Annotated in this window: 21 protein-coding genes; 3 read left to right on the top strand and 18 right to left on the bottom strand. The window is 70.7% G+C overall.

What is annotated here, in order from left to right; genetic code table 11:
• Nucleotides 1-73 precede the first annotated feature (73 nt).
• The gene (locus DDE18_RS21325; RefSeq protein WP_116574417.1) at nucleotides 74-1018 is read left to right on the top strand and encodes a VOC family protein; all 945 of its coding nucleotides are present in this window, start codon (nucleotides 74-76) and stop codon (nucleotides 1016-1018) included.
• 8 nt (nucleotides 1019-1026) lie between these two features.
• Entirely contained in the window at nucleotides 1027-1749 is a 723-nt protein-coding gene (locus DDE18_RS21320; protein ID WP_165821300.1) for an SDR family oxidoreductase, read from the top strand.
• Between the two features lie 53 nt (nucleotides 1750-1802).
• Here DDE18_RS21320 and DDE18_RS21315 read toward each other — a convergent pair whose 3' ends face one another.
• Genes DDE18_RS21315 through DDE18_RS21290 form a run of 6 tightly spaced genes read right to left on the bottom strand, consistent with a single transcriptional unit; the run spans nucleotide 1803 to nucleotide 7706 of the window.
• Nucleotides 1803-2897 (bottom strand): ABC transporter ATP-binding protein, encoded by a 1095-nt coding sequence (locus DDE18_RS21315; RefSeq protein WP_116574414.1) that lies wholly within the window; start codon nucleotides 2895-2897, stop codon nucleotides 1803-1805.
• Nucleotides 2894-3946, bottom strand: a complete 1053-nt coding sequence (locus DDE18_RS21310) for an ABC transporter ATP-binding protein (protein WP_116574412.1) — start codon at nucleotides 3944-3946, stop codon at nucleotides 2894-2896. Before DDE18_RS21310 ends, DDE18_RS21315 begins: the two co-directional genes overlap by 4 nt.
• Nucleotides 3943-4899, bottom strand: a complete 957-nt coding sequence (locus DDE18_RS21305; protein WP_165821299.1) for an ABC transporter permease — start codon at nucleotides 4897-4899, stop codon at nucleotides 3943-3945. Before DDE18_RS21305 ends, DDE18_RS21310 begins: the two co-directional genes overlap by 4 nt.
• A gap of 5 nt (nucleotides 4900-4904) precedes the next feature.
• Complete coding sequence (locus DDE18_RS21300; RefSeq protein WP_116574410.1) at nucleotides 4905-5870, bottom strand: ABC transporter permease; 966 nt, start codon at nucleotides 5868-5870, stop codon at nucleotides 4905-4907.
• 31 nt (nucleotides 5871-5901) lie between these two features.
• Nucleotides 5902-6831, bottom strand: coding sequence for a hypothetical protein (locus DDE18_RS21295; RefSeq protein ID WP_116574408.1), 930 nt, complete (start codon nucleotides 6829-6831; stop codon nucleotides 5902-5904).
• A gap of 53 nt (nucleotides 6832-6884) precedes the next feature.
• Complete coding sequence (locus DDE18_RS21290; RefSeq protein WP_116574407.1) at nucleotides 6885-7706, bottom strand: IclR family transcriptional regulator; 822 nt, start codon at nucleotides 7704-7706, stop codon at nucleotides 6885-6887.
• A 275-nt stretch (nucleotides 7707-7981) separates the two neighbouring features.
• Between DDE18_RS21290 and DDE18_RS21285 the strand changes: the two genes are divergently transcribed.
• A complete protein-coding gene (locus DDE18_RS21285) occupies nucleotides 7982-8722 on the top strand; it encodes a hypothetical protein (RefSeq protein ID WP_116574405.1) in 741 nt (246 codons plus the stop codon).
• An 87-nt stretch (nucleotides 8723-8809) separates the two neighbouring features.
• On the opposite strand, the gene DDE18_RS21280 is transcribed toward DDE18_RS21285, so the two are convergent.
• The 12 genes from DDE18_RS21280 to DDE18_RS21230 all read right to left on the bottom strand — a co-directional run bounded on the left by DDE18_RS21280 (nucleotide 8810) and on the right by DDE18_RS21230 (nucleotide 20704).
• Nucleotides 8810-9259, bottom strand: coding sequence for a YybH family protein (locus DDE18_RS21280; RefSeq protein ID WP_116574404.1), 450 nt, complete (start codon nucleotides 9257-9259; stop codon nucleotides 8810-8812).
• Nucleotides 9256-10002 carry a hypothetical protein gene (locus tag DDE18_RS21275; RefSeq protein ID WP_116574402.1) on the bottom strand — a complete coding sequence of 249 codons (747 nt, stop codon included), beginning with the start codon at nucleotides 10000-10002 and terminating at the stop codon, nucleotides 9256-9258. Before DDE18_RS21275 ends, DDE18_RS21280 begins: the two co-directional genes overlap by 4 nt.
• Nucleotides 10003-10091: 89 nt before the next feature.
• Complete coding sequence (locus tag DDE18_RS21270; protein ID WP_116574400.1) at nucleotides 10092-11687, bottom strand: ABC transporter substrate-binding protein; 1596 nt, start codon at nucleotides 11685-11687, stop codon at nucleotides 10092-10094.
• 77 nt (nucleotides 11688-11764) lie between these two features.
• Complete coding sequence (locus DDE18_RS21265; RefSeq protein WP_116574399.1) at nucleotides 11765-12484, bottom strand: DUF3108 domain-containing protein; 720 nt, start codon at nucleotides 12482-12484, stop codon at nucleotides 11765-11767.
• A 37-nt stretch (nucleotides 12485-12521) separates the two neighbouring features.
• Nucleotides 12522-13862, bottom strand: a complete 1341-nt coding sequence (locus DDE18_RS21260; RefSeq protein ID WP_116574398.1) for an aldehyde dehydrogenase family protein — start codon at nucleotides 13860-13862, stop codon at nucleotides 12522-12524.
• Nucleotides 13859-14638: an SDR family oxidoreductase gene (locus tag DDE18_RS21255; protein WP_165821298.1), complete on the bottom strand. Its 780-nt coding sequence runs from the start codon at nucleotides 14636-14638 to the stop codon at nucleotides 13859-13861. Before DDE18_RS21255 ends, DDE18_RS21260 begins: the two co-directional genes overlap by 4 nt.
• Nucleotides 14639-14642: 4 nt before the next feature.
• A complete protein-coding gene (locus tag DDE18_RS23180) occupies nucleotides 14643-15110 on the bottom strand; it encodes a hypothetical protein (RefSeq protein ID WP_165821297.1) in 468 nt (155 codons plus the stop codon).
• Nucleotides 15111-15173: 63 nt separating this feature from the next.
• Nucleotides 15174-16202 carry a nitrilase-related carbon-nitrogen hydrolase gene (locus tag DDE18_RS21250; protein ID WP_211754682.1) on the bottom strand — a complete coding sequence of 343 codons (1029 nt, stop codon included), beginning with the start codon at nucleotides 16200-16202 and terminating at the stop codon, nucleotides 15174-15176.
• Nucleotides 16199-17248, bottom strand: a complete 1050-nt coding sequence (locus tag DDE18_RS21245; protein ID WP_116574395.1) for an ABC transporter substrate-binding protein — start codon at nucleotides 17246-17248, stop codon at nucleotides 16199-16201. The genes DDE18_RS21250 and DDE18_RS21245 overlap by 4 nt, the downstream gene beginning before the upstream one ends.
• A gap of 74 nt (nucleotides 17249-17322) precedes the next feature.
• Complete coding sequence (locus DDE18_RS21240) at nucleotides 17323-18135, bottom strand: ABC transporter permease (protein ID WP_116574393.1); 813 nt, start codon at nucleotides 18133-18135, stop codon at nucleotides 17323-17325.
• Nucleotides 18132-18947, bottom strand: a complete 816-nt coding sequence (locus tag DDE18_RS21235) for an ABC transporter ATP-binding protein (RefSeq protein ID WP_116574392.1) — start codon at nucleotides 18945-18947, stop codon at nucleotides 18132-18134. The genes DDE18_RS21240 and DDE18_RS21235 overlap by 4 nt, the downstream gene beginning before the upstream one ends.
• Nucleotides 18944-20704: a thiamine pyrophosphate-dependent enzyme gene (locus DDE18_RS21230; RefSeq protein ID WP_116574391.1), complete on the bottom strand. Its 1761-nt coding sequence runs from the start codon at nucleotides 20702-20704 to the stop codon at nucleotides 18944-18946. The genes DDE18_RS21235 and DDE18_RS21230 overlap by 4 nt, the downstream gene beginning before the upstream one ends.
• Nucleotides 20705-20822 lie beyond the last annotated feature (118 nt).

Genomic DNA, 20822 nt, shown 5'->3' with positions numbered 1-20822 from the left:
CTTGACAGCCGGAGCTCGGCAGCACCACGATGAGGTAAGAAACAATGTTCCACACAGCGGAATATAACTGAGAGTGAGTGTCAAGGTGATCAGCGAGATCCGCGTCAGCACCCTGGGCGTCAGCGACCTGGAGGCTTCTCGGTCCTTCTACCAGCAGTGCTTCGACTACGTCGTCCTCGGCGAGGGCCCGGTGAGCACCGAGGAGACCACCGCGCTGTGGGGCGGCACCGCCCAGCAGACGGGCCGGCAGGTCCTGCTCGGCCCCGCCGGTGCGACCTCCGGCCTGCTGCGGCTGGTCCGGTACGACGAGCCGGGCACGCTCTACTGGGGCGACTACTCCCGGATGCAGGACTACGGCCACTACGCGCTCAACGTGCGGGTCCCCGAGATCAACGAGGCGATCGCGGCCATCCAGGCCCACGGAGGACGCACCCGATCCGGGCCGACGCACTGGACCGTGATGCCGGACCTGTCCGCCTGGGACTCGCTATCCTTCGACCCAGACGGCGTCCTACTCGATGTCTTCCAGCTCGAGCCCGGTCCCGACAACCCGTTGGCCCAGTACGACGGTCGCCCATCGCCGCTGCAGACGGTCGCGATCCACAGCAGTGACGCCCGCGCCTCTGCCCGCTTCTACGCGGCCCTGGGCCTGCGTCCGCTCTACAACAAGATGCTGACCGGCATGGAGGACTTTTTCGAGCTGCCTCCCGGCACGGCCCTGCACAACATCAACATGATGCATCCCGACGCGCCCGACCTTGGCCGGCTCGAGATCGCCCAGTACGTCGGCTTCCCCGGTGAGGCGCAGCGCGACCGGGCGGTGGCTGGCGCCCTCGGCACGCTCAGCGTGGCCTTCGAGACCGACGACCTAGACGCCACCGAGCGCCTCCTCGCGGCCATCGGCACCGAGCCCGCCGGAGACCGCGTCAGCCTCGCGCAGCCGGGCTTCGGCCACCTCGACGCGCGGTGCTACTTCGGGCCCGACGGCGAGCGCCTCGAGTTCTTCGTCCGGAAGTGAGCCCCGGAGTGAGTCCCGACCTGAGCACTGAGGCGAGCACTTACGCGACCCCCTCGCTCGCGCTGGTCACCGGCGCCGGCAGCGGCATCGGCCGGGCCGTCGCCCTGGCGCTCGCCGCGCGTGGTCATCACGTGCTCGCCCTCGGCCGCCGTGCCGAGCCGCTGCGCCAGCTGCAGCAGGAGGCGGGCGGAGGGGTGGAGCCGCACCCGTGCGACGTCACCGATCCCGAGGCGGTCCCTGCCGTGCTGGCCCTGACACGGGGCCGACTCGATGTCGTCGTCGCGGCCGCCGGCACCTTCGCCCGCGGCACGGTCGTCGATCAGTCGGCGCAGGTGTGGGAGGAGCAGGTCCGCATCAACCTCGTCGGCGTGCACCACACGCTGCAGGCGACGATCGCCCGGATGCTCTCCCAGAACGTCGTCGACGCCACGCGCGGCCACGTCTTCACGCTCAACTCCGGCGCGGGCGTGCGGGGGTTCCCTGGCGGGTCGGCGTACGCCGCCGCGAAGCATGGGTTGCGCGGCCTCGTGGAGAGCCTGCGCGAGGAGCTCGCCGGCCAGTCGGTGAAGCTGACCGACATCGTCGTCAGCGCCACGGTCGAGAGCGAGATGAGCGCGGGCCGACAGGTGCCGATGATCCCCGCCGACACGGTGGCGCACACGGTCACCGCCTGCCTGGACCTCGGCGGCCTGGCCACCTGGGACCGGGTCGATCTCGCCCAGCTGCGCTGACCGACCCCAGCAGCTAGCCGACGACGGTCCCGTCGGGTCCCCTCCCCCACGCCTCAGGCGCTGGAGGTGACGGTCCCGCGGGCCTCGACCGCCGGCTCCACCAGGTGGCAGGCGACGAGCTGCCCGGACTCCTTGCGCTCGAGCGCGGGGTACTCCTCGGTGCACAGCGTGGTGGCGATCGGGCAGCGCGGCGCGTAGTGGCACCCCGGCGGCCGGTGGATCGCGTTGGGCACCTCGCCCAGCGGTGCGGACTGCGTCTTGCGCTGCCGCGGGTCGGGCTTGGGGGCGGCCGCGAACAACGCCTTCGTGTAGGGGTGCTGCGGGTTGCTCTCGAGCTGCTCCTTGGTGCCCATCTCCACGATCCGGCCCAGGTACATCACCGCGATCTCGTCAGCGATGTAGGAGACGACCGCGAGGTCGTGGCTGATGAACATCAGCGTCAGGCCCAGCTCGTCCTTCAGGTCGCGCAGCAGGTTCATCACCTGGGCGCGCACGGAGACGTCGAGGCTCGCGGTCGGCTCGTCGGCGACCAGGAACTCCGGCCCCGTGGCCAGCGCGCGGGCGATGCCGATGCGCTGCAGCTGCCCGCCGGAGACCTCGTGCGGGTAGCGGTGGAGGAAGTCGGGGTTGAGCCCCACCAGGTCCAGCAGCTCGACCGCCCGGGCGCGCCGCGAGGCGGCGTCGCCGATCCCGTGGACTCGCAGCGGCTCGGCGATGATGTCGATCAGCCGGTTGCGCCGGTTCACCGAGGAGTAGGGGTTCTGGAAGACCATCTGCATGTGCTGGCGCTCGCGGCGCAGCTCCTCCCGCCCGAGGGAGGTGATGTCGCGACCGCGGAAGGCCACCGACCCGGCGGTGGGCTCCTCCAGCCGCAGGATGCTGCGCCCCATCGTGGACTTGCCGGAGCCGCTCTCGCCGATCACGGCCAGCGTCCGCCGCGGGGCGATCTCCACGCTCACCCCGTCCAGCGCGTGCACGACGTTCCGTTTCCCCTGCAGCCGGGAGAGCAGCCCGCCGCCCACCGGGAAGTGGGTGCGCAGGTCGGTCACCTTCACCAGCGGCCCGGGGATCGGCCCGGGGGTCGGCTCAGGTGCCGGCCCCGGAGTGGGTCCCGGCAGCGGTCCGGGAGTGGGCTCGGGGATGCTCATGAGTTGCTCCTCTCCTTCGCGGCGGCGGCCGCGGGGTCGACCCGGTGGCAGGCGGCCACGGTGCCGAGGTCCGGCGCCTGGTAGAGCTCGGGTCGGGTGGTGTCGCAGATATCACCGATCTTGGAGTCGCAGCGGTCGGCGAACCAGCAGCCCTGGATCTCCGCGTCCAGCCGGGGCACCGCCCCACGCATCGCGTAGAGCCGCTCCCCGTCGTGCGGGAATCCGGGGATCGCCTTCAGCAGCTGCTGGGTGTAGGGATGCTGCGGCCGCTCGAAGAGGTCGTAGACGTCGGCGACCTCGACCACGCGGCCGGCGTACATGACGACCACCCGGTCGCACATCTCCGCGACCACCGAGAGGTCGTGGGTGACCAGCACCATCGACAGGTCGCGCTGGGCCCGCAGCTTGCGCAACAGCTCCAGCACCTGCGCCTCGATCGTCACGTCCAGGCTGGTGGTCGGCTCGTCGGCCAGCAGCACCTTGAGGTCCCTGCTGGCGCAGGCCACGGCGATCATGATCCGCTGCAGCTGTCCCTGGCTGAACTGGAAGGGATAGGAGCCGAGCTTGCCCCGGCCGTCGATCCCGACCTCCTTGAGGAGCCGGAGGATCTCGTCGTCGTACTCACTGCGCCTCAGGTCCGGTCGGTGCAGGGCGAGCATCCGGCGGAACTGGCTGCCGATGGTCCACGACGGGTTGAAGGAGTTGATGGGGTCCTGGAAGATCATCGACATCTCCCCGCCCCGCACCCGGCGCGCCTCCTCCGCGGAGAGCGAGCGCAGGTCGCGGCCGGCGAGCACGATCTCGTCCGCCTCGACCTCCGCGGGCGGGCGGAGCATCCCGAGGATGGACTTGAGCACGGTGCTCTTGCCGGAGCCGCTCTCGCCGACGAGTCCGACGATCTCGCCGGGGCGGACTGTGAGCGAGAACTCCTGGACCGCGGGCACCGGGACACCCCGGAACTCGTACGTCGTGCGCAGGCCCGTGACGCGCAGGACCTCCTCGCCGCGGTCCTGAGGGGCCGGCCGGTCGTCGGCCTCGAGGGTGGTCACTTCGACGCTCCTTCCCGGGAGGTCTTCCTCTTGCGGGTCGTGGTCTTGGCGCGCGGGTCGAGCTCGTCACGCAGCTGGTCACCGAGCAGGTTGAACACGAGGACGAAGACGGCGACGGCGATCGAGGGGAAGACCACCAGCCACCAGGCGCCCAGGGTCACGTACTGCCGGGCGTCGGCGAGCAGGGTGCCCCAGCTCGCCCCGGGCGGCTGCACGCCGAGCCCGAGGAAGGAAACGGCCGCCTCCACCGAGACCGCCATCGCCAGGCCGAACGCCGCCTGGACCACCAGTGGCGCCGCGATGTTGGGCAGCAGGTTGCGCAGCAGGATGTCCCTGCTGCGACCGCCGAAGGAGCGGACCGCGGTGACGTAGTCCTCGCGCATCTCGGCCAGGACGCTGGCCCGGGCGATGCGTGCGAAGACCGGGACCAGCACGACCCCGATCGCCATCGCGATCAGCACCACGGGGCCGATCACGAGCGGTCCGACGGCCAGGTCCCGCTGCCCCAGGATGCCGGTGATCACCGGCACCAGGACCAGCAGCGGGAAGGCCAGGATGACGTCCATCAGGCGCATGATCGCCGAGTCGCGCAGCTTGCCCGACTTCATGCCGGCCAGCATGCCCAGCAGCGAGCCGAGAACCAGTGCGAACACCACGGCCAAGAAGCCGACCAGGATGGAGACCCGGGAGCCGTAGAGGAACCGGGAGAAGACGTCACGGCCGGCCGAGTCGGTCCCCATCCAGTGGGTACCGCTCGGAGCCGCGAGCGGGTCGTCCCCCAGAGCCGCGGGGTCGAAGGGTGCGAGGAAGGGACCCACCAGGGCGATCGCCAGGTAGACGCCGACACCGATCAGGCTGACCATCGAGATCTTGCGCGCCGCCAGCCGGCGCAGCAGGCTCACCTCGTCGGCGCGGTGCACCGAGAACTTCTCCGTGGTGGCGGTCGTCGTCACCGTCATCACTCCTTCCCGCTCGCGTAGCCGACCCGGATCCGCGGGTTGATCACCCCGTAGAGCAGGTCGACGACGATGTTGACGAACACGAAGACCACGGCGATGAACATCATCACCCCAATGGTCACGGGGTAGTCCCGGATGGCGAAGGACTCCACGAGGAGGCGGCCCAGCCCGGGGATTCCGAACACCGTCTCGACCACGACCGAGCCGCCGAGCAGGAATCCGGTCTGCACACCGAGCACGGTGATCACCGGGAGCAAGGCGTTGCGCAGGGTGTCCTTCCAGATGATCACCCGCTCGCGCACACCCATGGCCCGTGCGGCGGAGACGTAGTCCTGGCTGAGCACCTCGAGCATGCTGGACCGGGTGAGCCGGGCGACCAGGCCGACCTGGGGCGCGGCCAGCGCCACCGCCGGCAGCAGGGTCGACCGGAGGCTCTCGACGACGTCCTCGCCGATCGGGGTGAAGCCCTGGTAGGGCATGATCCCCGGGAACCACCAGCCGAAGATCAGCACCAGGAAGAGCGCGACGACGAAGTTCGGGACGGAGATGCCGCCCAGCGAGGCGATCCGGATCAGCTGGTCGGTCAGCTTGTTGGCCCGCAGCGCGGAGATCACACCGAGCGGGATGCCGACGATGCCGATGAATAGCAGCGCCATCACCGCGAGCTGGACGGTGATCGGCAGTCGGTCCCCGATGGCGTCGGTCACTGGCGCCTTGTCGGAATAGGAGGTGCCGAGGTCGCCGCGCACCATGTCGGCCAGCCAGCTGAAGTACTGCACCCACATCGGGTCGTCGAGCCGCATGTCGGCCCTGGCCTTGGCCAGTGCCTCGGGCGGCGCCTCCATTCCCACGGACAGGAGCGCTGGGTCTCCGGGCGCCAACCTGAGCAGGGTGAAGGCCACTACCGAGATCAGCAGCAGCACGGGGACTGCGGATCCCAGTCGGGCGGCCGTCATCTTTAGCATGAAGCGCTCCTCCAGGTGGTTGACGGGTGAATCATGCGCCGAGCGCCAGGTGGGGGACGGAGTGGGGAGTGCCGAGCAGGAGCCCCCGGGAGTGCCCCAGCAGCGTGGGGCAGTCGACCACCGGACCGGCCGCGGGGCCGGCCCGGGAGACAAGGGCGTCGAGGTCCACGCCGGTCAGCACGGCTCCGAGAAGGCCGCGCCGGGGCGCCGCGGAGCGCCCCCTCAGCGAGCCGTCGTGCCGCGGTGGGAGCCCGTAGTCGATCAGCCCGAAGTACGGCTCGCGGGTGCTCGGCCCCACGTTGCGGGAGCGCAGCCGAAGCTCCTCGACCCCGACCATCTCGGCGAAGCTGGGGTCGTCGATCGCGTACTCGTAGACGACGTCCCAGCCGAGGACCTCACGGTAGAAATCGACCGAGGGCTGCGCGTCGGTCAGCGGTGCGGAGATGCTCTGCACCTCGCTGACCCGGCCGTCCACGACCTGGGCGAAGTCGGCGAAAAACTCCGCGGGACCGCCGAGGAAGGCGGTCACCACGTGGTCGGGTCCCCACAGGTGCGCCTCACGGAAGGTCCCCTCCGGCAGCTCGTAGGAGGCCTCGAACTCGACCACCTCGTAGCCCAGCCCGCGAGCGTGGGCGATCGCACCCTCGTAGTCGGGGGCGTAGAAGTCGATGACCTTGAGGGCGTCGCGGGAGACCCGCGACTCCCAGTCCCGGATCGTCTCCGGGGAGGTCGGGTCGAACGCGACCAGGACCACTCCAGATTCCACACCGGGCGTCCGCAGAACCGTCACCTCGGCGCCGGCGCCGAGCTCCTCAGGTCCGCCGAGCAGGTCGGCCGTCAGGACCGGGGACAGGCTCACCTGGTCCTCGACCATCATGCCGAACACCTCGGAAAACAGCCGCACGTGGGCGGAGGCCTCCCCCGTCGAGATCAGCGGTCCGAAGAGGCGGGGGGTCTCCATGCCCCACAGTTTCACTCATAGGAACGGTGTTCCGCAAGGGAACCGTCCGACATTTATGAGGCGCTGGACCACCCGAACTGCAGAGACAGGTTCCGCACGGTCTTGAGCAGCTCCTCCCGGCACTCGTCCACGTGGGCCGCGAATCGCTCCTCCGGACCACAGACGCTCACCACCGCCACCGGAAAGCCGTCGTGGCTCAGCACCGGGGCCGCCACGGAGGCCGCGCCGGCCTTGCGCTCGCCACTGGACATCGCCCACCCGTCGGACCGAACGCGGTCGAGCACCTCGCGCAACTCGGCGACGTCCACCACAGTCCGGTCGGTCAGCGCCCGCAGCCCCCGGGCGGCCAGGTAGGTCTCCCGGGTCTCCTCCGGGAGGAAGGCCAGGAAGGCGCGGCCCGACGCCCCCGCGTGCAGCGGGTAGGGCTCGCCCATGGTGACCGACATGATCACCTCGCGGTCCGGGGTGACCTGGTCCACGTAGATGCGCTCGTGCTCGCCCAGGAGGACCGACAGCGTGGCGGTCTCGCCGGTACGCTCCGAGAGTCGCTCCAGCGCCGGCCGGCCCATCCGACGCACGTCGATGCGATCCAGGTATGCGAGCCCAAGGCGCAGCGCACCGACCCCGAGGGAGTAGCGCCGGCTCCGCTCGTCGACCTCGACCAGACCACGGCTCTTCAGCGACGCCATGACTCGGTGGACGGCCGCCTTGGACATCGAGAGGTCGTCGGCCAGCTCGGTGATGCCGAAGTCGGGACCGGGCCTTTCCGCGATGTGCAGGAGGACGTCGACCGCGCGTTCGACGGTGGCGATGGTGCCCTTGGAGGCGTTCGCCGACGCCTCTCCGTCGTTGCTCCGGGCACTGCGAGGGGGCATGGCTCTACTCCTGGGTCCTGGTCGGGGCGACGCGGAGCGCACGCGGACGGAAGGGGGTGCCCCGTCGTGGCCCACGAAAACGTGTTCCGCGTCTCGTAACGCCCTTTCTCCCACGAGGAAGGCGTGCCGCGCAACGGTTTCGCAGGGGTGTCGAGAAGATGCTGGACGAGAACTCCGTACAGTGAAACACTGTTCCGCGGAACGGACCAACGAATCCCTCAACCCCCGCGCCCCACTCGCACCCGATCCCGGGGGCAGTCACGGAATGGAGACCCATGGACCTCGCGGCCACTCTCGAACCGGCGGTCGGCTTCGACCTCCACAGCTTCGCGATCTTCTTGCACATCATCCTCCTGACCTACTGGCTGGGCAGCGACATCGGCGTCTTCTACTCCTCCAAGTTCGTCGTCGACCCCGGGGTCTCCCCCGCCGGTCGGGCCATCGCCATGAAGGTCATGCACATGGTCGACCTCGCCCCCCGCGTCTGCCTGATCCTGATGCTGCCCAGCGGGGTGACCCTCATGGCCGCGAGCGACTTCGGCCGTGACATCTTTTACGGCTGGCCCCTGGCACTCACGTGGGCCGGTGGACTCCTATGGCTGGCGATCATGCTGGTCGCCTTCTTCAAGGCGCCGGCCAAGCACGCCGACCTGGCCTTCCGGGCCGACTGGGTGGTGCGTGTCGCGGTGACGGTGGGTCTCGTGCTGGCGGCCTGCTACGCACTGGCGGTCGCCGAGCCGTTCGGCGTGGAGACCAACCCGAAGTGGCTGGCCGGCAAGGTGCTGGCCTACGCGCTGTGCATCTTCTGCGGGATCATGATCCGGCTCAGCCTGCGTCCCTTCGGCCCCGCCTTCGGCCAGCTCATGACCAGCGGCTCGACGCCCGAGGTCGAGCAGGCGATCGGCGGCTCAATGCGCCGGGCCGTCCCCTGGGTCTACTCGATCTGGGTGCTGGTCCTGGTCGCCGCATTCCTCGGTGTGGTCAAGCCCGGCGCGGACGTCGTCATCGGCGGCTGAGCCACGGGCGGCGGCCCCGGACGCGACACGAGGGTTGCCGCTCCGAGCGGCAACCCTCGTGTCGTCCTGCTTCGTGTCATGCCCGGGTCAGGCGCTGGCCTCCTCCACGTACCAGTCACCGGTGCCGTAGGGGTCGGCGAGCGGCTGGGAGCCGTGCTCGTGGACGATCCGCCACACCCGGTCCTCACGCCGGCGCACCACCCAGGTCATCCGCATCTTCAGGCGCCGGGGCTGGCCGCCGCCCTGGAAGTCATACTCGATGACGCCGCACACGGTCGCCAGGTCGCCGCTCTCGAAGACGTAGGGGCCCTCAGTCCAGCGCCACTGGTCGAGCTGGATCGGCGCCTCGAAGTAGTCGCGCCAGCCCTTGTGGATCCGGGCCCCGCCACGGTTGGTCCAGCGCGGTCCCTCCAGGTAGACGTAGACGTCCTCGGCGTCGTCGAAGCAGTCCAGCACGCCGTCCAAGTCGCGGTCGCGCAGCGAGTCCAGCATCAGTGTCGCGGTGTCCACCGGGGACCGCTCGGGTGATCCGATCATGCGTGCCTCTTCTCCATCGTGGGGTCGGATGCGGCGCCACCGGGTCGACGGCTGCCGCCGGGAGCCGGCTTGTCGGACAGCTCGGCGAGCTCGTAGCTGGTGTCGTAGTGGGTCCACACGGACCGCACCAGGAGGTTGTCGTCCGGCAGCACCCAGAGCTCCTCGGGCGGGAGGTCGTCGGGCGTGCACCGGTAGCGCACGGTGTCGAACGTCCCCGCGAGCACCTCGATCCGCTCCGGTCCCAGCTGCTCGATGGTCAGCGTGGTGGTCGCCAGCAGCGGCCCCGAGGCGCCGTTGGGCAGCGGCGACGAGAGCAGCACGCCCTCGACCCGCCGGGGTCCGGTCTCACCGCGCCCGAGCAGGCCGGCCTGCCAGCCGTCGCCGGCGACCTGGTGAGCACCGAACATCGGCGCCCTGTCACCGGGCGTGGCCATCCGCTGGCTCAACCGCCCCAGCGTCGCGCTCTCCACCTCGGCGTAGGCCGCCTCATCGGCGAAGCGGAACCAGCCGGAGCCGATCCAGCGGTCCTCCACGCAGACCCGGACGTAGCTCTCGAGCGGGCGCCAGTCGGCGCCGACGGTCAGGGTGACGTCGCGCAGCACCTGGGAGTCATCTATTTCGCAGACGGCCCGCATCGTCCGCCGGCCGTCGTTCGCACGGGTCACGTGGAACCACTCCCGGCCCCGCTCGGCGCCGTCGGGCCCGCGGTAGCTCAGCCGGCCCCGCCACGTCCGGTGCTTCATGTCCCTCCTCGCCGAGCGCCGAGCGCCTGGCCTCTGGTACAGCGACGGTGGGTCCCGCGGGGTGTTTTCGCGGGACCCACCGGGTCCGGTTATTCGGCGATCCAGGACCGGTCGAGGTCGCGCAGGCTGAACAGCGACGACGGGGTGTGCCCCTGGAGCCGGTCGGAGTAGGCCTCGACGTAGCGCGCGGTGACCGTCGGGATCAGCGGCACCACCTCGAGCTCGCGCTCCTGGACAGCGCGCCAGGCGGCGTCGGCGTCCTCCGGGTCACTGATCGCCTCCTCCATGAGGCCGTCGAGCTCGTCGTCGGCGAAGCCGGTGTAGTTGGCCCCGGACTCCGAGTGCAGCGCGGAGTAGACGTACATCGGGGTGTAGCCCGAGGTGAGCCCGACCTCGATGTTGAGCATCATCAGGTCGAAGTCGCCGGAGAAGAGCTTCGGCAGGTAGCTGGCGGACTCCTCCGGAGAGAGGCTCGCGTCGAGGCCCAGTTCCCGGAGGTTGGCCTGGATCACGGTGCCCATGGAGATGCTGAGCGGCTCGTTGCGCACCACCAGCTCGATCTCGGTGCCCTCCTCGACGCCGGACTCGGCTAGCGCGGCCTTCGCCTCCTCGAGGTTGGCCGCGTCACCGTAGGTGGAGCCCAGCTCCTCGTCCCAGTGCGGCGTGCCGGTCGCGAGCACCGTGGAGGCCGGCTCTGCGACCCCCTTGAAGACCTGGTCGACGAGCGTGCCGCGGTCGATGGCCCAGGCGACTGCCCGGCGGAAGGCCGGGTCTGCGGTCGGGCGCCCCTCCTTCATCGAGGGAAAGATCGTCGGCGAGAGCGCCGAGCGAGGGGTCACCTCGACGTTGACACCGCGGCCCTCGAGGGCCTCCACCTGGTTGAACGGCACCATCGGCATGACGTCGGAGCTGCCGCTGGCGATGTTGGCCATCCGGCCGGCGTCCTCCTTGACGGTGCGCATCACGACGCCGTCCAGGTAGGGCAGCTCCTCGTCCCAGTACTCGTCGTTGCGCGCCAACTCGACCTGAACGCCCTTCTTCCAGGAGACGAAGGTGAAGGGACCCGAGCCCATCATCGTCTGGGCGTAGGTCTCGGTGGCGACGTACTCCTTCTCCGAGGAGATGATCGGCACCTGGGCGAGGATCCCGGACAGCACCGAGTGGCGGCGCCCCAGCTGCAGCTCGACGGTGTAGTCGTCGGGGGTGGAGACCTGCTCGATCGGCGAGAGGCCCGCGTACCAAATCGAGCCGTTTTCAGGGTCGATCACGTTCTCGATCGTGAAGGCCACGTCCGTGGCGGTCAGGTCGGATCCGTCGTGGAACGTTACGCCCTCGCGGATCGGGATGGTGACGGTCAGCCCGTCCTCGCTGAGCTGCGGCTCCTCGGTGGCGATCTCGCTCTCCAGCTCACCGTCCTCGGTCCAGCGGTAGAGGCTGTTGTAGACCAGGCCTAGCAGGTTGTAGACGCCGAAGACGTTGTACTTCAGCGGGTCCAGGCTGGTCGGGTCGGCCACCCAGTCGATCGTGACGGTCCCGCCGCGCTGCGGCTTCCCGCCCGCGTCGCCCGACGCCTCCTCGTTGCTCCCGGCCCCGGACCCGCAGGCGGTCAGGGCCAGGGCCAGGGCCAGTGCTGCCAGGCCGGCGGTGAGACGCCGTGGGTGGCGCCGGGGGTGCGCTGGACGCATGTGCTGCTCCTTCGGTTGTACCGCTGAGCGGAACGTGGTTTCGTGTGGCGAACTCTAGGAGCGTCTGGTGAGCTACGTCAACAGATCGGCCACAACGCCTCGACCCGGTGCTCGGTGAGGACGTACGTCGTGGTCAGCCGGTCCGAGCGCAGCCGCACGAGCATCGCGGCGTCGTCGTCGGTGACCCACAGGTGCTCCTCGACATCGAGACGTGGGCTGACCACGAAGTGTTGGGTCCGGTACGTGCCCGCGGGGACGGTCACCTCCTCCTCGCCCACCAGTCGCTGACGGATCCCCCGGTGCTGCTCGATCGCGGGCCCGGTCGAGCCGTCGGGCAGCAGCGACGTGGTGAAGCCGTTCCGCACCTCCTGCCAGCCGCTGGCCGCGCGGTCATAGCAGGGGGTGATCCAGGAATCACCGGAAACCGCGTGCGGCACGAAGTAGTCGAGCGGTCCGTCGAGCCGCACGGTGCGCCGCACCGTGCCCTCGCCCGGCGTGCGCGACTCCCCCGTCAGCACCCCATCCTCGAGGACGAACCAGCCCTCCCCCAGGAAGGTCCCGCCCTTGCGCTGGCTCACGAAGGAGCGCAACGGGCGCAGGTCCGCGTCGACGGTATGGACCACCCAGCGCTCCACCCGGCTGTCGAACATCCGGCAGTGGGCCTGGAGCGTCCGGGTGCCGTCGTCGGCGCAGGTGATCGACCAGGTCTCCCGCCCACGCAGGCCGGCGTCCCCCTGGTACTCAATCGTGCCGCTATGCAGGCTGCTCGTGGCCGCACCGGTCCTAATCGTGGGCATGTCCCCACCTCCGTGTCAGTTGCGTGTCGGTCGCGGGTCAGGCGTACCACCAGGGCTGCCGGGCGGGCTGCTGCCGAGTCAGCACCACTCGCTGCCGCCGGAAGCGGCGCAGCGACGCCGGTCCCATCCGGCTCGGCCCCATCCCCGACAGCTTGAACGCCTGCTTCTCGCCCTCCGGGACCATCCCGGTGAGCAGCACGTCGTTGACGCTGAGCCCACCGGCGTGCAGTCGGGCCGCCAGCGCGGGCGCGGTGTCCTGGGGGCCGAAGACCGCGCCGGAGAGGCCGTAGCGGGTGTCGTTGGCCAGCCTGACCGCCTCGTCCATGTCGGGCACGGCCATCACCGGCAGGACCGGGCCGAAGGTCTCCTCGGTCATCAGCTCCATCGAGTGGTCGACCGCGGTGACCACCGTCGGGCGCATGTAGGGACGTCCTTCGTGCACCTCCACCTCACCCCCGGTCAGCACCGTTGCACCGGCCGCCACCGCGCTCCGGACCTGGCCCAGCACCACGTCCGCCTGCCGCGGGTCGATGAAGGGTCCCAGCTCTCCGCCCTCGTCGACGCCGTGCAGCCCGACCCTCCGCGCCTGAGTCACCAGCCGGTCCACCAGCTGCTCGGCGACCGCCTCCTCGACGTAGACCCGCTCGATGGACATACACGACTGACCAGTGTTGGCGGTGCCGCCCCACACCAGCGCGGCAGCGGCCACGTCCAGGTCGGCCCCGACGGCGACCAGCGCGGCGTCCTTGCCGCCGAGCTCCAGGAACGCCGGGACGAAGGCCTCGGCCGCGGCGACCGCCACCTGACGACCGGTCGCGACGCTGCCGGTGAAGCAGACGACGTCCACGCTCGCGACGATCTCGCGGCCGGTCTCGGGCCCGCCCTCGACGATGGCCAGCACCTCGGCGAGGGCCGGGACCGCCTCGATCGTGCGGCGCAGCGGCCCCACGAAGGCGGGACAGACCTCGGTGGGCTTCACGATCACCGGACAGCCCATCAGCAGGGCCGGCACGGCGTCGATCAGCGCGAGCTGCAGCGGGAAGTTCCACGGCGAGATCACCCCGGCCACGCCGATCGGCTCGGACGCGTCGGTGATCGTGACCCCGGGGTCGCTGCTCGGTCGGGGGCGCTGCTCGGGGAGCACCTCCGCCAGCCATCGCCCGTGACGCTGGACCGAGGACAGCACGGCGTCGATCTCCATGTCCGAGAGCACCACCCGGCCGGTGTCGCGCACCAGGGCGTCGCGGAGCTCGTGGCGGTGGGCCCGCAGCTCCTGGACCCACTGCTCCAGGACCTGCAGGCGCTCCCAGGGTCCTCGGGCCTCCCAGGCGGGGGCGGCCCGGCGGAGCTCCTCGACCTTCGCGCGCACGTCACTCACTGCATCTCCTCACTCGTCGTGGCGCGAGGCGCCGCGGGGACTGCTGCGCTCTCCGAGCGACGCTCGGGGAGCTGGGTCAGGTCGATCCGGCTCACGCAGGCGTCGCCCGGCAGGGCCAGGACGTCGCGCACCACGCGTGCCACCCGGTCGGCCGGGAGGCGGCGGACGCCGACGCGGTCGGACAGGTCGCTCTCCACGGCGGTGGCGACCACCAGGTCGGTCACCTTGACGCCCTCGGCGGCGACCTCCTGGCGCAGCACGTCGGAGAGGCCGGCCAGGCCGAACTTGGAGGCGGTGTACGCGGCGCTCTCCACGTAGCCGGAGTAGCCGGCTCCGGAGTTGACGTTCACGACGTGGCCGCGGACGCCGTCGGCGTCGGGCACCTGTGCGCGGAAGGCGGCGACGACCGCCTGGACCATGTGCAGGGCACCGGTCAGGTTCGTCTCCAGGGTGGCCCGCCAGTCCTCGGGGGAGACCGCACTGACCCGGCCGCGCCGGAAGATGCCGGCGTTGTTGACCATGACGTCCAGGCGGTCGTCCCGGTCGACGACCGCCGACACCACCCGGGTGCAGGCCTCGCGGTCGCGCACGTCCAGCTCGTGCGGCACCACCGAGCCCGCGGCCCGGGAGGCGACGGCCTCCAGCGACGCCCGGCTCCGGCCGGCGACGTGCACCCGGTAGCCGTGCTCGGCCAGCCGCAGTGCGGTCGCGGCGCCGAGCCCGGTGCCACCACCGGTGACCAGGACGACCCGCCCGCCCCCCTCGACCGTGCTCACCGGCTCACAGGACTCGGTCCGCGGGGTCCCACCGCACGGGCTCCTCACCCTGGACGCGGCGCTCCTCGATGATGGTGAGCTTGCGCAGCTCTCCGCCGACGAAGTGCTGCCACACACGCGAGCGGTAGGCCCCGTCAGGCCGGGTGATCTCGATGATCCGCTCGTCGGGACGGGCCCGCCAGCCGAAGGAGAAGATCACCGCCTCGCTGCCCACGCGGCTGGTCTCGCCCCACATGTCGGAGTTGTGGAAGGTGACCTCGTCGCCCTCGACGGTGGCGTGGTAATAGTGCTCGTAGGGCTCCTGGCCCTCGCGGAGGTAGGTGACGCGCTCGGTCCACGTGCTCCCCTCCATCCGGCCCTCCTGCCTGCTGCCGAAGCGCTCGAGCAGCTGCCCGCCGGGCGTCAGCACCGTATAGGTGCCGGCCCACACGCCGGACACCTTCGTCCGTAGGATCTCGTTGATCGTGGTCATGCCTGTCGTGTCTCCTTCGGCCCTGCGCGGGCTCCGTGTCGGGGGTGCCGCCGGGGGTCGCACTTAGATGACTCCGCGGTCCGCCAGGTCGGCGATGACCCGCTCCTGTGCGCTACGGAAGTGGGCCCGGGGCGGCACCCCGGTGACCTGGTTGGCCGGGTGCATGCGCACCGAGCCGTACGTCGGTGCGTAGAGCTCGAACCGCTGACGGGCGAGCATGTTCTCCATCGCCACCCGGCGCCGCGCCTGTCGCAGCGACGTGAGGTCGATCTCGGCGTTCGCCGCCATGGACGCCCCCGCCGCAGCCTCGGCGAGCACCAGGCCACGGTGGTCGACGACCTTGCTGGAGCCGTCCCCGGACATCGGTGGGAGGCTCCCGGTGTAGAGGCCCGCGGTGTTCGCGCTGACGACGTACGCCGTGTTCTCCAGCGCCCGGGCCAGCTTCGCCACGTTCTTGGGACTGACCAGTCCGGAGGCGACCTCCGAGGAGTTGTGCACGAACACCTCCGCCCCGCGGACCGCGAAGCAGCGGGCGATCTCGGGGTAGAGGATCTCCTCCGAGGCGATCGGGGCCAGGCGTCCGATCTCGGTGTCGGCGACGGGGAAGAGCGACTCTGGGCCGTAGACCTCGAGGTAGCGGTCGAGCACGTCGTGCGGGGTGACGGACCACATGGAGTTGAGCCGCCGGTAGCGCAGCGCGACCGCGCCGACGGGGTCGAGGATCACGCACGCCTGGAAGTAGATGCCCGGGAAGTGCTCGTCCAGCTCGTAGTTGTTCACCGACAAGAAGACCTCGAGGTCGGCGGCAATCTCTCCCAGCCGGCGGTACTCCTCGCCGTCGACTGCCAGCGCGGCCCGCTCCGCCCAGTCGGACAGCTCCTCCCCCTCGGGCGGGCCGCTCAGTACGTACTCCGGCAGCACGACGAGCCGCGTGTCGGGACCGGTCACCCGGACCGACGCGGCCACCTCGCCGTGCAGACGGTCGATCGCGGCCCGCATGACGTTCCGGGCGGACGCCGCGTCCGAACAGCCGCTGACGGAGTAGCAGGCGGTCTGCAGCGCCAGCGCCCGGTAGCGCGGGGCACTGGTCACAGGAGGTCCTTGGCCTCGTCCAGCATGTCGGCCAGGACGACCTTGGACAGGTCCGCCGCCTTGGTGATGAGGCCGGCCTCCAGCAGCGCCTCCTGCATCGACTCCCAGCTCTCAGGGCGCATCACCATCAGCTGGTCCTCGCCAGCAGCCAGGTAGAGCGGCCGGACCAGGTCGAGCTGCTTCTGCGCGTCCTCGGGGGTGATCTCGCGGTTGTACTTGCGCACCCACTCGATCGTCTGCTCGTCGTTGCTCTCGTCGCAGACGTATTCCAGCCCCTGGTAGAAGCCGGCCAGCATCTTGACCATCACGTCGCGGTTCTTCTCGACCTCCTCGAGCGTGGAGATGTAGGAGTCGGCCGGCACCGGCATCACGTCGTCGAAGTTCCACGCCTTCACCGGGCTGCCGGCTGCCTCGAGCGCCTCGCGCTCGGCGGCGCTGCCGATCCAGGCCGCCACCTCGCCCTTCTTGGCAAACTGGTACGCAGCGGTGCCCAGGCCGGTGACCTTGCGCTCGATGGACTTCGGGTCGATGCCGGCCTTGACCGCCATGAGGTCGACGAGCTGGTCGGTGGTGCCACCGGCGCTGACCACGCCCACGGCCTGGCCCTCCAGGTCCTCGATGCCCTTCACTGGCGCTTCGGCCATGGACTGCATCTCGAAGGCCGAGCGCTGGACGGGGGTGCCGAAGGCGACGAAGGGCGCGTCTTCGTTGGCGATGGTGATCAGGGCGGAGATCGACTGGAACCGGCTGTAGTGGGTGCCCCCGGACAGGAGCCCGGACATTGCCTGCGGTGTACCGGTGGAGGAGATCACCTGGCCGTTCAGCCCGAGGTCGGCGAAGAAGCCTGCCTCCCGGGCGACCATCTCCGGGGCGTTGCCCACGTTGTAGCCGAACGCGGTCTGGTAGGTCCGGGCGATGCTTCCGCTAGCGGACGAGGAGCCCGCGCCGTCGCCGCAGGAGGCGAGCAGCGAGGCGGAGGGGATGGCGATGCCGAGGCCGGTCGCGGCCGTCAGGAACCCACGGCGGGACAGTGAGTGCTGGTGCATGACAGCTCCTGGAGATCGTCGAGGCGTGCTGCCTCGTGCGGGGCGGGACGGGATGGGACTGGACGTGCGGTGGATCAGTCGAAGGTCCTGGTGTGGAGCCGCACGGACTCGTGCCAGGGGATGAGGAGTCGCTTGAGGGAGGTGACGGCCAGGTAGAGCACGAGGCCGTACATGGCCATCAGCACGATCGACCCGAAGAGCAGGTCGATCTGCAGGTTGTTCTGCAGGTTGAGGGCGTAGCGGCCAAGACCCTTGTCGCCCCCGAGGTACTCGCCGACGATGGCGCCGATCGTGGCGAGCACGATGGCCTGCTCAAGCCCGGCCAGGATGTAGGCCATCGTGTGCGGGAGCTCGACGCGGAGGAACCCGAAGACCCGGCCCGCGCCGATCGACCGTGCCATGTCCTTGTGGCCCTGGGGCAGCGACTGGATCCCGAACGCCGTGTTGACCATCAGGGGGAAGAAGCAGACCAGGGCGGCGAGCGCGATCTTGGACCCCTCCCCGAAGCCGAACCAGAGGACGAAGAGCGGCGCGAGCGCCACCTTCGGCGTGACCTGGGTGAGCACCAGGAAGGGCTTGAGAATCAGCGCCAGGAGTCGTGACTTCCCGATGGCGAAGCCGGAGCCCACGCCGATCACGATCCCGATGAGCAGGCCGAGGACGGTCTCGGTGAAGGTGGTCCACACGTGGACCTGCCAGATATAGGGGTCGCTCACCTGTTGCACCAAGGCGTCGAGGACGTTGCGGGGCGCCGGCAGCAGGAAGGCGGAGATGTCGGTCACCACGATGTAGACCTGCCAAATCCCGATCAGGCCGGCGGCCAGCAGCGGCGTGGTGAGGAAGACGAGGTAGCGGTCGAGCAGGCTCTTGCGGGACGAGGCGCTCATGCAACCGCCCCGTTCGTGCCGTGCGCACCGTCGGCCGCGGGCCCGTGGGTCAGCGCCTCGCGCAAGACGCCCGTGTACTCCGCGAAGCGTGCCGTGGCCATGACGTCGACCCCGCGCGGACGCTCGAGGTCGATGGTGACGTCGGCGACGACCCGGCCCGGGCCCGCCTGCATCACCACCACCCGGTCGGCGAGGAAGACGGCCTCCTGGATGGAGTGGGTGACGAAGACGACGGTCTTCTGCTTCTCCAGCCAGATCCGCTGCAGCTCGAGGTTGAGGTTGTCGCGGGTCTGCGCGTCGAGCGCGCCGAACGGCTCGTCCATCAGCAGCACGGCGGGGTCATAGGAGAGCGCCCGGGCGATCGCAACCCGCTGGCGCATCCCACCGGACAGCTCGTGGGGCAGCCGGCGCTCGGCGTGGCCCAGGCTGACCAGCTCCAGCATTTGCCGGGCCACCTCGACCCGCTCGCGCGCGGGCATCCGCCGCTGCGCCAGCGGCAGCTGGACGTTGCGTAGGGCACTCCGCCACGGGAGCAGGTTGTGCTCCTGGAAGACGAAGCCGACGTCGGAGAGCGCCTTGCGACGGTCCGCGCCACCCCCGGTCACGGGGTGGCCGCCGATCGAAACCTGGCCACTGGTCGCCGATTCCAGCCCGCCGACGATCCGGAGCAGCGTGGTCTTGCCGCACCCAGAGGATCCGAGCAGGGCCACAAACTGACCCTCGGGGATCTCCAGCTCGATGTCGCCGAGAACCGGGGCCGTGCCGGGCGGGCCGAACCGCTTGCTGACGTGGCCAATGGAGATGGTTGTCACCGTCTTGCCTTTCCGTGACTGGTGCCATGGGCAGGTCCCGCGTGCCGGTCCCCGGTGTGGGTGGGCAGCAGCGCGTCGACCACCACGGGCGTGCGGTGTCGCCGGACGATCTCGCGGCCCTCGGCGAGGGCTGCGAGGAGCTCGGCCGGGGTGCTGACGGTGAAGGCGACGGCGCCGGCGGCCCTGGCCTCGGCCGCGTGGTCGGGCACCGGGTCGAAGACGCCGCCGGTGTAGTCCTGGGTCCGGGCGACCTCCCCGTCGGGGTAGTAGTCGTCGACGTGGCTGGTCCCGGTCCGGTACCCCCCGTTGTTGGCGATCACCGTGAGGACCGGGACGTCGTAACGGCGCTGCGCCCACAGGGCGGCCGCGGGCCCGCCGAAGAGGTAGGCGCCGTCGCCGGTGCTGCACACCACGACCCGGTCCGGGGCGGCGAGCCCTGCCCCGACACAGGCCGAGGTGGCCCAGCCCAGCGACGAGCCGCCGTTCTGGAAGAGGGTCCCCGGCTCGCTGCGGCGCGACAAACCCAGCGTGTCCCCGAGCTCGTCGACGAGGATGTCGTCGGGGTGCAGCACCTGATCGAGCGCGGCGCCGAGGGCGGCGTGCGTGAGGTGGGGCTCCGCGAGCGCATCGCGCCGGGCGCGCTCGAGCTCCGCCCCGGCGGCCTGCGCATCCCCCGCCAGTCGCTCGGCCCGCCGCCGCGTCCGTTCGTGGTGCTTGGGAGCCTGGCGATCCAGCTCGGCGAGGAGCGCCGTGAGGAACTCGGCGGGGGCGGCGTACATCCGCAGGTCCGCGCCCAATTCGTGCAGCGGTATCTCGGCGGCGATCGGGTCCTGCCCGACGACCGCGACCCAGGTGTCGGAACCGGGCGGGTCCACGGCCGGGATCCACGGGACGTGGTGCTCGAGGACCAGGACGACATCCGCGTCGGGGACCCGGGGCGCGGCGAGCTGGGCCGGGTGCTGGGACGGGAGGCTCATCCGGAAGCGGGTGCTGCGGCAGCCGAGCGCGTACCGCTCGCAGAGCTCGGCGAGCAGGTGGACGGCGCGCGGGTCCTTGCCGGCGCGCTCGGTCAGCAGGAGCGGCCGGTCGGCGCCCAGCAGCCGCCGGGCGATCTCGCGGATACCGGGCTCGTGGCCGCCACCGTGCCCGGCCACCGCCAGCCGGTCCGCCGAGTCCGGGCCGCCGACCACCGTGGCCGCCGCCAACACCTCGGCCGGGACCGTGAGCTGCACCGGTCCCGTGGGCTCGGTGCGGGCCACCTGGAGCGCCCGTGCGACCACCGTCCCCAGCGGCTCGTGGGCCGCGACCCGGTAGTCCCACTTCGTGTACTGCCTCAGCGCCTCGCCGTGATCCCAGCGCTGCTGGTTCCAGAAGGCCTGGCTCGTACGCCGCTCGGGATGGGTGGCCGGGTAGCCGCTGAGGATCAGGAGCGGGTACCCGCCGCGGAAGGCGGTGTGCAGCTCGGCGCCGAAGTTCAGCGGTCCCAGGTCAGCGTGGGCCGCCACGGCGACGGGGCGGCCAGTGACCATGCTCTCGCCCATGGCGGCACAGATGGCCACGTGCTCGTGGATGGCCGGTGCCAGGGCCGGGCACCGCTCCTCGCGTGCCCGCATCCGGGCGGCGGCCTCCTGCAGCGGCACCAGCTCCGAGCCGGAGCAGAACCACAGCCGCTCGATGCCCGCGGCGGCCAGCGTGGTGAGCAGCACCTCGGCGGCGGCGGTGCCGCGAGGGCCGAGCGAGGTGACGGAGAACTCCATGAGACCGCCACCTTTCCGATATGCGAAACATCATTCCGTCGGGCTATCTTTGACTCACGTCACACCGACTGGGAAGGCTTGCGGGATATGTCAGGTTTTTCGCTCGGCTCCCCGGCGG

This window comes from Nocardioides gansuensis (assembly GCF_003076135.1).
Classification (GTDB): Bacteria; Actinomycetota; Actinomycetes; order Propionibacteriales; family Nocardioidaceae; genus Nocardioides; species Nocardioides gansuensis.
Note: the sequence above shows the minus strand (reverse complement) of the source record. Positions and strands in the feature narration are given on the sequence as shown.